The following is a 12,401-nucleotide window of genomic DNA, read 5'->3' on the forward strand; positions in this document are numbered from 1 at the left end:
GGCCCACCGCAGAACCCGACCGCAACCCGTCCACGCGCCCGGCCCGCCTGTCCTGGCCGGACAGGCATCCGACGGTCCCCACCGGACCACGCAAGAGGACAGCCCATGGTCACTCGCGGCCGACGACCGGGGGGGCCGCCCAGGTCGCGGCCGATCTACTGCGTCGGCCCGCGGTGGCGGGCCAGGTGCCCGCCAAGGCGAGGTCCAGGCGATCCGGGTCCTGGCCCTCGACAAGGATCTGCGCGCCGGTCCGGCTGCCCCTGGCGTCGGAGGTATGCCTTTGGAGTCACCGGCCGGTCAGGCCCAAACGTAGATCGGCACCTCCGGCGCCACCCATGGAACCTCAACTTCCGCATGCTAGTTGACACTTGTGGCACGAGACCACCGCACGGTGTCTCTTTCAGCACGCGAGCCTTTCAGCTCCTGCGCAGACCGAGACCCGCACGGTGCGCTGGTGCCACGAACGGCTCGTGAGGTGTCGGCCCGGCCCGCGCCTGGTCGAGGCCTGGGATTACCGGTAGTTCGTTAGATCCGGCGGTAGAGGTCAATGCCGTGTCCGGTGCTGATCGCGTCGATCAGGGCCTGGAGCTCGGAGGGTGGGTCCTTGTCCGTCCAGGCTCGCCACCAGCGATTGAGGGTGATGACGGGGGTAGGCCAGGAACGGATGGCGCGTAAGCCCCTGGGCCCGCAGGGCTGTTGGGGCCGGTGGGACGGGGCCGGTCCCCCTCTCTGGCCCCTCGTCGGACAGGGGTCCGGCGCAGTGGCGTTCAGAGGTCCGGGTGGAGCGAACCATCGGTCCCAGCAGAAGGAGAAGGCGCAGTTGACCAGGGTCTGTGGCGGCGGATGGCGCGGTCGGAGCGGACCTGGAAGTCGGCCCAACCGAGTTCGTCCTTGACCTGTTTGTAGCTCTGCTCGATCCACGGCCGCAGGCTGTAGAGGCGGACGGTCTCCCCGAGGTCGGCCGGCGGGTGCGGGCTGGTCGCGGCGTGGGGTGCGTCGGGTGGGGTGGGTTGGCGGCCAGATACCAGGTGGCCTTGCCCGGCAGGCTGGCTGGGTCGGTGGTGGCTACGACCAGGCGGCCCCCTTCACCGCGCGGAGTGTCCGCGGACCGTGTCGCGGAAGGCGATGGGGGTCTGCCCGGTGCCCCGGTGGAAGAACTTGCTGAAGTGCGTCGCGCTGGGGAAGCCGAGATGGTCTGAGATGCGGGCGGCGCTGTGGTCGCTGTGGGCCAAAAGGCGCTTGGCCTCCAGGATCACGCGGCGGTCGATGAACTCCTTGGCGCCGAGTCCCGCGGCGCTGAGGGTGGCGCGGGAGAGTGTGCGGGGCGAGTAGCCGAGGGTCCGGGCGTAGTCCTCCACGCGGCGCGTGCGGGCGAAGTCCCGTTCGACGGCGTCGCGGAAGCGCAGGTAAGTGGGGTCGGGCTCGGGGGCGGGCGAGCCGGCGGGCGTGGTCAGGTGGGTCAGGCGCAGCACGAGGACGGCCAGCAGGTGGCGCAGGGCCGCGGTGTGGACGTCCAGGGGCAGGTGTCCGAGTGCGCGGAACTCGATGGCGAGGTGCTCGGCGGCGAGGCGCAGGGCCGTGGCGTCGTCGGGTAGCGGGAGGCGCAGGACCGGGGCGTGCGGGTCCTGGGTGCGGGCGGCCTCGGCCGTGGCCGCGTCGAGGAAGTCCGGGCGGAACAGGATCAGGGTTCCCTCGGCGCCGGTGAGGTCGCCCCACTGGTGGACCTGGCCGGGGCGGACCCAGAGCCAGGATCCCGGTTCGAGGGCGTAGCCGGCGAAGTCCACGGTGTGCCACAGGGTGCCGCCGGTGAGGGTGAGCAGGTGGTGGAAGTCCGGCCGGTGCGGTGCCGCGAGCTGGGCCGCGGTGGCACGGTGGCGCAGATCGGCCAGGGACAGGACCTCGACCCCCGCAGGCGTGCCGGCAGGCGCTGTGAAGGCGATCTCGCGGATCTCCGCCCTGGCATCCACGTGCGCATCATGTCGCTTTTTGGCCATCATGTGTCGCCAGCGTATCCAATTTCCCTCGGTTCTGCCTCGTAGCTTGGAGGTATCGCTTCACACGGCACCGCACCGAGTGTCGGAAAAGCATAAGAGCCGTATGGGAGGAGGCGTGCGATGGCCACAACAGAGAGTGCCCGGCTGACGCATGCCTTCGACGCGTACTGCCCCTGGTGTTACGGGGTGTTACGGCTTCGGCCCGACCCTGCGGTCCTTCGCCCAGGCTGCTGCACACCGCGCACGGCGCGGGCCGGCTGGGCGGTGCGGCATCCACCGCCGCATCACTGACCGCGGCGCTCGACCAGTGCCTCGCCGGAGCGTTCCCCCGACCCACTTCCACCCCAACCCCCTGCTCCACAAGGAGAATTGTCATGAGCGACGCCAAGAACACCGTCCTGACGGCCGCCGGCGAACTGTTCGGCAAGAAGGACCCCGCCGCGGTCGACCGCTGGGTCGCTGCCGACTACACGCAGCACAGCACCCTGGCCGCCGACGGCCCCGAGGCCCTGCGCGCGCTGGTCGCCTCCCTCGGTGACGACTTCCGCTACGAGGGCGCCCGGGTCATCGCCGACGGCGACCTGGTCGCCCTGCACGGCACGTACCACGGCTTCGGCCCGGACCCACTGGTCGGCTTCGACATCTTCCGCGTCGACGCCGACGGCAAGCTGGCAGAACACTGGGACGCCCCTGACCCCGGTGGTCTCCCCGACCGCCTCCGGCCGCTCGCAGACCGACGGCCCCACCGAGGTGGCCGAGCCCGCCAGGACCGAGGCCAACCGGGCCCTGGTCACCGAGTTCGCGCAGAAGGTCCTGGTCGGCGCCGACTACTCGGTCCTCACGGACTACATCTCCACCAAGACGTACGCCCAGCACAACCCGGAAGCCGCCGACGGCCTGGACGGCTTCGGCGCCGCCGCCGCGCAGTGGGCCGAGCAGGGCAAGAACCTCGTCTACACGAAGGTCCACAAGGTCATCGCCGAGGGCGACTTCGTCCTGACCCAGTCCGAAGGCGAGTTCGGTGTCCCGGTCGCCTACTACGACCTGTTCCGCGTCGCCGACGGAAAGATCGTCGAGCACTGGGACGTCATCGCCCCGATCCCGGCCGAACTTCCCCACACCAACGGCCTGTTCTGACACCCCCGGGTCACACGTGAGAAAGAGCAGCATGAACACACACACCTACGTCGGCCGAACCTTCGTCTTCCGGGTCGACAACGGAGTCGCCTTCCGCAACACCTACGCGGCTGACGGCACCACGTTGCATTACGAGACGCTGCAAGGGCCGACCAAGGGCGCGTCGGAGACGGTCAGGCTCCACACCGCCGCGCTCGGTGCCCCGGCCAGTTCATGGTCGGCTGGGTCGAGGAGTCCGGCATGACAGTCACCCACGTCATGAACCTGGACGCCCTGACTGTCCACGCCTTCTGGACCTACCAGGAGGGCGCCGGCCGGGTTGCCGAGCTCCACACCGGAACCCTCGAGCCCGCCTGAATCCGTCCCCCGATGCGCCGCCGTGCCCTCTCGCCATGCCCTAAGGGCACTGGCGGCGCCCATCGGCCCGACAGCCCGGTTCACGAGGCCGCCCGCCTGACGCACCACCCCCACTGCCTGGAGGACGATCGTGCATGTCACCCCGCTGCCGCTCGACGCCTACCGTGGCGCGATAGCCCTGGACGAGCCGTTCCGGCCGACCGGCGCCCCGGCCGCACGCCCGGCGCACCTGGTCCGTGCCGTACTGTCCGCGCTGAGCAAGGACCCGGCCACGACGGCGGCGGGCCTGGGAGCGGGCGACGCGGACCGGCTCGACGACGTGACCGCCCGACGCCTGCTGCGCGCGGTGCTCACCGTCCGCCGACCGGGCCCGCTTCCGGCGGATGCGTCCGAGCTGCTGGACGCCCTACTGAGCAGAGAGCGCGCGGCCAGGACCGTGACGGACTCGAACCACCTTCCTTGCATCGCCGAGGAGTTTCCCGACACGGCCACGGCCTATCCGGCCGCGGAACGTACGGTGCTGTGGCAGGGCGACGTCACCACGCTCGGCGCGGACGCGATCGTGAACGCCGCCAACAGCGCCATGCTCGGCTGCTTCGTCCCGCAGCACCCGTGCATCGACAACGCCATCCACAGCGCGGCGGGCCCCCGCCTGCGCGACGACTGCCACACGATCATGACCCGGCAGGGTCACCCGGAGGCGACCGGCACCGCGAAGATCACCCGCGGCTACCACCTGCCCGCCCGCTACGTCCTGCACACCGTCGGTCCCATCGTCGACGGCCCCCTGCACGCGACGCACGAGCGCCTCCTCGCCGCGTCCTACCGGGCCTGCCTCGACCTCGCCGCCGAGGTGGAGGACATCCGCACGGTGGCGTTCTGTGGCATCAGCACCGGCGTCTTCGGCTACCCCAAGTGGCCCGCGGCCCGCATCGCCCTGGACACGGTGGCCGACTGGCTCGACGCCCACCCCGGACGCCTGGACCGCGTGATCTTCAACGTGTACGCGCCCGACGACCGCGCCGCCTACCTCGACGCCCTGACCGAAGGGGCCACCACCCGATGAACCAGACGAACCACCAGCCCCACGCCCTTCAAGCCCAGGCCGACACGGTCCGTTCCTGGCTCGCCGAGGCCGACCGCGTACTCATCACAGCCGGCGCCGGACTGAGCGCCGCGGCCGGCTACGACTACGGCGACACCGACCGCTTCCAGGAACTCTTCCCCGCCCTGTACCGCCTGGGCCTGCGCTCCCGCTATCTCGTCGGCCTGCCCCTGCCGCCCGCCCTGCTGTGGGGATACTGGGCCGTCCACATCGACGACATCCGCTACAGCCCCGCCCCCAACCCGCTCTACCAGCGGCTGCGCACACTCGTCGGGGACAAGGACCACTGGGTGATGACCTCCAACGTCGACGCCCTCTTCCCCCGCAACGGCTTCGCGGCAGACCGGGTCTTCACCCCGCAGGGCGACTACGGCCGCTACCAGTGCACGACCCCCTGCACCCCCACCACGTGGGACAGCAAGCCGGTGATCGACCGGCTCCTGTCCGCGTACGACCCGGACACCGGCGCCGTCACCGACTCCGACGCCCTGCCCCGCTGCCCGAACTGCGGCGGCGAGGTCGAGATCAACGTCCGCATCGGCCCCGAGTTCGTCGAAGCCCCCTACCTCCCCACAGGCCGGCGTCTGCAGAAGTGGCTGAACGAGGCCCCCACCGATGCCCGCCTCCTGATCCTGGAGTTCGGCGCCGGATTCAACACCCCCGGCGTCATCCGCCACCCCGGCGAGCATCTCACCCGCCACTTCCCCCGGGCCCGCCTGGTCCGCGTCAACCCCACCGACCCCGACATCCCCTCCGACCTGGCAGGACGGGCTCTGCCAGTCCCCGCCGGCGCCGATCACTTGCTCGACGCACTCATCGCGCCGCAGGCCCCGGCCGGTCCTACGGTGACCTCATGACTGGATACGCGGCCAAGAAGGCCCGCATCGAGCACTTTTGCGCGATTCCCGACGGCGAGATCATGGCCGAGGACGGCGAGCTTGAAGTCGTCTTCTCCTTGGACGAGTGCGGCCCCACACGAACGCCTACGGCAGAAGGCACCAGACCTCCACTGTCATAGGCGTCCGTCAGCTGCATGCCTCTCCAGGCCGTCCGCGGCCTTCCTGGACGTCTCCGGCATGGTGGCCCCGACTGCGGCGTACACCGCCGCCGAGGCCCATGTTCCGTCTGCCGCCCGGCAGTTCGCCCCGTACTGTATGCGGGCGTTGCAGAGCGCTGCGCTAGAAGGTGAGGTTCCAGGCGTCGATCTTGCCTGTGTCGGAGGCGGCGTTGTCGTTGACGCGCAGCTTCCAGGTGCCGTTGGCGACCTCCGAGGAGGCGTTCACGGTATAGGTCTGGGCGATGTTGTCGGCGCTGCCGCCCGCGCGGTTGTGCAGCGTGTAGACGGTGCCGTCCGGCGCCACCAGGTCGACCTTCAGGTCACCGATGTAGGTGTGCTTGATGTCCACACCCACCTTGAGGGTGGCCGGGGCGTTGCCGGTCACACCGGTGACGGCGATCGGGCTCTCCACGGTCGTGTTGTCGTTGATGGCGAAGTCCGTGAGGTTCTCGAAGTACTTGCCGGGCGGCGGCGTGGCCGCGACGGCCTTGAGCGCGTCGACCTGCCCCTCGCCGAAGAACGAGTTGTTGGCCGTCGTACCCGTGCAGCGGCTGTCCGAGGGGCAGGCGATGTCGTTGGCCTGCTCGGCCAGCTTGGCGCGGATCTGCGCCGGGGTGATGCCCGGGTTGGCGCTGGCGATGAGGGCGGCGACGCCGACCACGTGCGGGGTCGCCATCGAGGTGCCGCTCTTGGTGCCGTAGCCGCCGCCGGGGACGGTGGAGTACACGTTGCTGCCCGGCGCCGCGACGTCGATGACGCCCTGGCCGTAGTTGGAGAACGAGGCCTTGGTCACGCCGGTGCCGTTGGCCGCGACCGTGACCACGCCCGGCAGCTCGGTCGGGATGTCGAGGCAGGCGTTGGTGATGGTGCGGGTGACCGGCGTCGAGTCGTTCGGGCTCGCGGAGTCGGTCGTCTTGTGGGCGAGGTCGTAGTTCTCGTTGCCCGCCGCGGCGATCTGGAGGGACCCCTTGCTCTCGGCGTACTCCTGGGCGCGCTTGACGCCCTCGATGATGGCGGCCTGGTCGATGTTGTCCGGGCAGTTGAACTGCCACGGGTCCGTGTAATAGCTGTTGTTGGTGACCTTGAAGCCGTGGTCACCGGCCCAGACGAAGCCGCAGATGGTGTTCTCGGCGAAGAAGAAGGAGTTGCCCGGCTCGGCGACCCGGACCGCGGCGATCTTCACCCCGGGGGCCACGCCGACGACGCCCTTGCCGTTCTTGGCCGCGGCGATGGTGCCCGCCACGTGGGTGCCGTGCGTGTCGACGTCCCGCCAAGCACCGGTACGGGTGTCGGGCTTGCCGTAGGCGCAGGAGACCGAGTCGGCCGCGTCGAAGTTGGGCGCCAGGTCCTGGTGCTGGTCGTCCACGCCGGTGTCCAGGATGCCGACGGTGACGGAGGCGGAGCCCGGGTTCACGGCCCAGGCCTGGTCGGCCTTGATCTGGCTCATGTCGGCCCGGACCGGTTCTCCGGCCGGCGTCGTGGACTGGGCCGGATTGGCCGGGAGCGCCGGGTTGTAGGCATCGGCCGGGACGTCCGAGGTGCGCGTGGCGCCGACCTGCTGCACGCCGGCGACGCCGCGCATGGTGGCGGCGAAGGTGCTGGACGCCGAGTGGGCGACGATCACGCCGATGGCGTCGAAGCTCGAGAAGACGGTGCCGCCGTTGGCCGCGATCGCGGAGCGGACCGCCGAGGTGTCACCGGGGGTGGTGATCACGAGGTAGGCACGTGTGCCGGCCACCCAGGCCGCACTCTGGGAAGCCGGCGTGGCGGCCGACGCGTGGGCCTTGGCGGCCTGCGCGGTGGAGGGGACGACCGGGAGCGTGCCCGCGAGGGCGCCCGGGGCGCCGAACGCGAGGGTGGCGCCGAGCGTGGCCGCCAGCACCAGCGTGCGTCTCTGTCGGCTGAATATGTGGGGTATCAATGCGTCCTCCGAAGACGGCCCGGCCGCGCTTATGGCACCGGCCGGGCCGTACGAAACGAGTGGTGGGAGCAAGATGTCAGGTGCATGCCCGCGTACGGAAGTACCTTTCCGTACAGGGACGTTGTGGAGGCATGGCTGAAAAGCGACGTCCTGTGTGCCGACGCGGCGGCGCGGGCGCAGGGGGCTTCGCAGACGGGATGCCAAGGAGTTCGCCGCGGTGGCGGGCGATGGGGAGCGATGGGCACGCCGTGATCGACGCCGACGGGGGCGCGGTGACCGGCTCGTTCAGCGACTCCAGGTCCAGGATTCGTCAACGCGCAGGATCACGCGGCGGTGCGGGCTGCTGCTGGTCGTAGGGGGCGTCGAGTTCGATGCTCCACAGCGTGGCCGATGAGTTTGCGGCTCCGGGACGGTCCAGACTCGTGACACCCCAGGAAAGGACGCCGTCATGTCCGAGCTTCTCGTCGACTTCATCACCTCCCTCGACGGCTACGCCTCAGCAGAGGGATGGCCCGGCTTCTGGGGCCTGGAAGGCCCGGAGTACCTCGCATGGCTCGGTGACCAGCCCCGGGCCACCTACCTGATGGGAGCCAACACCTACCGCCTGATGTCGGGCTTCGCCGCAGGCGAGCTGCCGGAAGGCCAGGACGAGTTCAGGCCCGAAGAAGAAGCCTCCGTCGACGAGCTCACACAAGCACCCAAAGTGGTGTTCTCCACCTCACTCAAAGAGCCACTGACATGGGCCAACTCCACACTCGTCCGCGACGAAGCCGTCGACGCTGTCCGCACCATGAAGTCGAGCGGCACGGGGCTCCTCAGCACGATCGGCAGCCTCAGCCTGTGCCGGTCCCTGCTCCGAGCCGGACTCGTCGACCGCTTCCGCGTCGTGATGTTCCCCGTGATCACCGGAGCCACCGGCCAGGAACGCATCTACGACGGCTACCCCGACATCGCCCTGGAGATGACCGAGCACCGCACCTTCGACGACCGCATCCAACTGGTCGAGTACAAACCCCAGGCACTCGAACACCCCCCGCTCAGCACCCACGCGTGACACCGCCCCCTCCCCCGGCCCGGACCACACCACCATCCATGCCCCTGCCTCCGGCCGCGGCCAACAGCACACGCCGTGCAGCCCTACCTGCCGTGGATTGCGGCTCTGGCTCGCAAAAGCAAGTGGTGAACGGCAGCTCGCATCTCGCGGGACTGGGGCCGCCCGTCATCTGCCGTCTGGAGAAAACTGGGATGGAGCCGCAGGGGGCTGGACCGGCTCAGGCCTGACGGAAACTTCGGCGGGGGCGCGCCATGCCTGGATCAGCTGGCCCAGTCGACGGGCTGGTGTCTCGCTGGGGATGAACAGGACGACCGCGACCAGGACAAGCATGCCTGCTGTGAGAGTTCCGGCCGTCCAGGCGGACAGACCGCCACGGGCCGTGGCGATGGCGAAAGCGGCCGCCGCACCCAGCACGCTGCCGATGCGGGCCGCGGTGCTCACCATGGTCGTTCCCGGAAGGCTGTTCGGCGCAGTGTCCACGACAGCCTGGGTGTGCTGAGCAGGACTCGGAGAGTGAAACAAGTGCGGGTGCGGCGGGTGGTGAGGGTGGCGATTTCGGCGTGCCATTCCTCGCGCCACCGTGCGCGTGTCGGGGTGGGAAGCAGCAGGGTCAGCATGGACAGCGTGCGTGTGGTGACCGCGGCGGTGGATGTGGGCTGGAGGACGCCCGAGGAGAGGTCGTGCAGTTCCCGGCTTACGTCGGTCAAACCTGCCGCGCGGGCCAGCGGTGCGATGACATCGAGGGTTTCACGGGCGACGCGGTAGCGCCTGGTCGGGGCGACGAACGCGATGGTGCGCAAGTTGTGCAGCCGGTCGGCAAGGCGAATGGCCAGCACGGCCTCCTCACGCGTGGGCTGGAGCGCCGCCGGCCTCGCTGTGCCGAAGCGGAGGGCGGTGAGTGGGAACGTGCTGAGCTTGGCGGTGCGGACGGCTGCAATCAGATCGGCGGTCTCTTGCCCGAAGTGCTCGGCCACGCGGCCCGGCGGGCAGGGACTGTCCTCAACGTCGTGCAGCAGAGCCGCGCAGATCACGGGGGCCGGCATGCCGATGTCGGCGACGATGGCGGCGACGGCGATGCAGTGGGTGAGGAACGGGTCGCCGCTGCGGCGGGTTTGGCCCGCGTGCCAGACGGCGGCCTCATCGTGGGCGTGCCGGATGAGCGAGGTGTCGGCGTTCGGGTGGTGCTTACGGACGACGGCCAGGATGTCGTCCAGGGACGGGGTGGCGGAGCGGCGCTTGCTCGGTCGGGGTGCTAACCGGCGCCCCGCCCTCATGACACTCCCCCGTCGGCGATCGGGCGGGCGGCCCAGCCCGGCAGGGGCTGTTTGCGGGCGCGGTAGGCGCGGGCGAGGGCGTCCCGTGCCTGCTCGGCACCGTCCTCGGTGATCCGGTAGAAGCGACGGCGCGGGCGGCCGGCTTCCTCGTGTACGGAGGGGTCTTCCCAGGTGCTGTCCACCCAGCCGACTTGTTCCAGGCGGGCGAGGATCGGATAGATCGTGCCCGACGGCAGTCCCGCCAGCTCGCACAGCTCCAGGCCGTAGCGTTCTTTGGCGGGGTCTTCCAGCAAGGCCCGCAGCACCAGTTGGGTCTGCAGGGTCATTCGCAGACTAGCCATGCTCGTACTCTACATAGCCCATATATGGCCTGTCTAGAGCTTGTCGTGGTGCCCGCCGCCCCGGCGTCCCGGTACTGCCCGTCGACGTCAACCACTCCCCCCAGGCAGCACAGCGTGAAAGCCCCGCGTTGCTGCGCCGGTTCCCAACCCGCACCCCGAAACATGGCCCGGCACCCGGCTCAGGTTCCGGGGAGGATGCGGCGCGTTTCGTAGGCCCACATCGCGATCTCGACCCGGTTGCGGGCGCCGAGTTTGGCCATCAGGCTGGCCAGGTGGGTCTTCACCGTGCTGAGGCTGATGTGCAGTGCATCGGCGATCTCGGTGTTGGTCAGCCCGCGAGCGACGGCGAGGAGCACCTGCTCCTCGCGGGCGGTGACGGGGGAGACCGGCTGGGCCGCGGGCCGGCCGGCGGGCAGGTCCGAGAATGCCTGGAGCAGACGGACGGTGACGCTGGGCGCGATGAGCGCCTCACCGTCGGACGCCGACCGTACGGCCTGGGCCAGAAGGTCTGGTCCCGTGTCCTTGAGCAGGAATCCGCGGGCGCCGGCACGCAGCGCGCCGTAGACGTACTCGTCGAGGTCGAACGTGGTGATGACGACCACGGCCAGCGGGTCGGCGACGCCCGGGCCGGCGACCGACCGGGTGGCCTCGAGCCCGTCGATCACGGGCATGCGGATGTCGAACAGGCAGACATCGGGGCGCAGTTCGCGGGCCAGACGCACCGCTTCCTGTCCGTCGGCGGCCTCGCCGACCACCTCGATGCCGGGCTGGGCGTTCAACATGATCCGCAGCCCGGTGCGGATGATGGTCTGGTCGTCAGCGACGAGGACGCGGATGGGCACCGCTCTCGGTCCTCCCTCTCGGCAGCTCGGCTTCGACGTGCCAGCCCTGGTCGGTGCCGGGGCCGGCTTGTAGTGTGCCGCCGAGCAGGTCAGCGCGCTCGCGCAGTCCGGCAAGTCCGTATCCGGCACGGCCTCGGCCGGTGCGTTGGCCGTTGTCTCGCACGCTCACCCGTACCGTGTGCCGTTCCGCGGTGACCCGTACGACCACTTCGGTCGCGTTGACCGCATGGCGCATGGCGTTGGTCACCGACTCCTGCACGATGCGGTAGACGGCCGCGTCCACGGCCGGGGGCAGCGTGTCCAGTTCGCCGTCGAGCCCCAGGTCGACCTTTAGGCGACCACCCGGGGTGCGCACCAGGCGCTCCAGATCCACGACACCGGCAGGCGGCGCCAGCTCGGCGCCGGCCCCGCGGTCGCGCAGCGCGGCGACCATGGCTCGCATCTCCTCCAGCGTGCGCGCCCCTTCCTCCTCGACCCCCTCCAGCGCCTCGACGGCGGCGGACGGGTCGGTGCCCGCGAGCACCCGGCCCGCCTGGGCGCGAATCACGATGGCCGAGACGTGGTGGGCCACCGTGTCGTGCAGTTCCCGGGCGAGCTGCTCGCGCTCGCGGGACCGTACCTGCTCCAACTGCCGCTCGCGGGCGGTCACCCGGAACCGCACGGTGGCCCCCATCAAGCCGGGCAGCAGCAGGAAGACGAAGCCCCCCACCTGATCGGCGGCCGGGGTTTCCTCGGTGACGACCGACAGTGCGAAGGCCGCGAGGATCAGCGCGCCGCCCAGCACGATCTCCCGTCCCGATCCCCACCGGGGCAGCGCATACACCAGTACGACCACGACCGCGCCGATGTTCAGGCCGACGTGCTCGCGCGGCGCGGCGACCAGCGAGGCGATCTGGAGCAGGATCACCGAGCCGAACGCCAGCGCGACCACCGCCAGCGGGCGGGTCCGGCGCCACAGGGGCAGCACGCACAGCCAGACGGCCAACACCACCGCCACCGGCCGCCACACGACGTTCTCGCGCAGGGTGGCCTCCAGCACCACACCGCCCAAGCCCGCGGCGAGCAGTACCCAGTCCCGCCACACCCGGGCGGGCGCGTCGGGCGGCCGGGGTTCGGTCCACAGGCTTCGCAGGTCGTCTCGGAGCACGGTTCTCAGCCTAGGGACCGCGCCGCGGTGCGCATCGGCCGAAAGGACGGGGCGTCACTCCGCCCTGGGGCTGACGGATCCGCGGCCCGCGAGCCGATGCCGCGGAGCGCCGTGGCGACGAACCTCGGCGTCGGCGGCCGTACAAGGACGGCCGACGAGGTGGTTGGAGGAC

11 protein-coding genes and 2 pseudogenes are annotated in these 12,401 nt (G+C 70.5%); 6 read left to right on the plus strand and 7 right to left on the minus strand.

The annotated features are described in order from the left end of the window. Positions 1 to 544: 544 nt before the first annotated feature. Positions 545 to 1,078, minus strand: a pseudogene (locus ABT254_RS46630) (IS701 family transposase); the annotation flags it as partial. Between the two features lie 7 nt (positions 1,079 to 1,085). Beyond that, complete coding sequence (locus tag ABT254_RS42575; protein ID WP_351483034.1) at positions 1,086 to 1,994, minus strand: helix-turn-helix transcriptional regulator; 909 nt, start codon at positions 1,992 to 1,994, stop codon at positions 1,086 to 1,088. 374 nt (positions 1,995 to 2,368) lie between these two features. Between ABT254_RS42575 and ABT254_RS42580 the strand changes: the two are divergent. From ABT254_RS42580 to ABT254_RS42595, 5 genes and pseudogenes are all read left to right on the plus strand, one after another. Then, positions 2,369 to 3,131: pseudogene (locus ABT254_RS42580) on the plus strand (nuclear transport factor 2 family protein). A 31-nt stretch (positions 3,132 to 3,162) separates the two neighbouring features. Next, positions 3,163 to 3,375: a MoaF-related domain-containing protein gene (locus ABT254_RS42585; protein ID WP_351482985.1), complete on the plus strand. Its 213-nt coding sequence runs from the start codon at positions 3,163 to 3,165 to the stop codon at positions 3,373 to 3,375. Then, entirely contained in the window at positions 3,372 to 3,488 is a 117-nt protein-coding gene (locus ABT254_RS46635) for a hypothetical protein (protein WP_450752501.1), read from the plus strand. The genes ABT254_RS42585 and ABT254_RS46635 overlap by 4 nt, the downstream gene beginning before the upstream one ends. Before the next feature lie 130 nt (positions 3,489 to 3,618). Beyond that, positions 3,619 to 4,554, plus strand: coding sequence for a protein-ADP-ribose hydrolase (locus ABT254_RS42590; protein WP_351482987.1), 936 nt, complete (start codon positions 3,619 to 3,621; stop codon positions 4,552 to 4,554). Next, complete coding sequence (locus ABT254_RS42595) at positions 4,551 to 5,450, plus strand: SIR2 family NAD-dependent protein deacylase (protein ID WP_351482989.1); 900 nt, start codon at positions 4,551 to 4,553, stop codon at positions 5,448 to 5,450. Before ABT254_RS42590 ends, ABT254_RS42595 begins: the two co-directional genes overlap by 4 nt. A 321-nt stretch (positions 5,451 to 5,771) precedes the next feature. On the opposite strand, the gene ABT254_RS42600 is transcribed toward ABT254_RS42595, so the two are convergent. Beyond that, a complete protein-coding gene (locus ABT254_RS42600; RefSeq protein WP_351483035.1) occupies positions 5,772 to 7,532 on the minus strand; it encodes a S8 family peptidase in 1,761 nt (586 codons plus the stop codon). Between the two features lie 487 nt (positions 7,533 to 8,019). Between ABT254_RS42600 and ABT254_RS42605 the strand changes: the two genes are divergently transcribed. Beyond that, the gene (locus ABT254_RS42605; RefSeq protein ID WP_351482991.1) at positions 8,020 to 8,625 is read left to right on the plus strand and encodes a dihydrofolate reductase family protein; all 606 of its coding nucleotides are present in this window, start codon (positions 8,020 to 8,022) and stop codon (positions 8,623 to 8,625) included. Between the two features lie 437 nt (positions 8,626 to 9,062). Here ABT254_RS42605 and ABT254_RS42610 read toward each other — a convergent pair whose 3' ends face one another. From ABT254_RS42610 to ABT254_RS42625, 4 genes are all read right to left on the minus strand, one after another. Then, the gene (locus ABT254_RS42610) at positions 9,063 to 9,899 is read right to left on the minus strand and encodes an HD domain-containing protein (RefSeq protein ID WP_351482993.1); all 837 of its coding nucleotides are present in this window, start codon (positions 9,897 to 9,899) and stop codon (positions 9,063 to 9,065) included. After that, on the minus strand, positions 9,896 to 10,240 hold the full coding sequence (locus ABT254_RS42615) for a PadR family transcriptional regulator (protein ID WP_351482995.1): 345 nt from the start codon (positions 10,238 to 10,240) through the stop codon (positions 9,896 to 9,898). The genes ABT254_RS42610 and ABT254_RS42615 overlap by 4 nt, the downstream gene beginning before the upstream one ends. 179 nt (positions 10,241 to 10,419) lie before the next feature. Then, entirely contained in the window at positions 10,420 to 11,082 is a 663-nt protein-coding gene (locus ABT254_RS42620; RefSeq protein WP_351482996.1) for a response regulator, read from the minus strand. After that, positions 11,057 to 12,229, minus strand: coding sequence for a sensor histidine kinase (locus ABT254_RS42625; protein ID WP_351482998.1), 1,173 nt, complete (start codon positions 12,227 to 12,229; stop codon positions 11,057 to 11,059). Before ABT254_RS42625 ends, ABT254_RS42620 begins: the two co-directional genes overlap by 26 nt. Between the last annotated feature and the right edge of the window lie 172 nt (positions 12,230 to 12,401).

This window comes from Streptomyces sp. NPDC001137, from assembly GCF_040298885.1.
GTDB lineage: Bacteria > Actinomycetota > Actinomycetes > Streptomycetales > Streptomycetaceae > Streptomyces.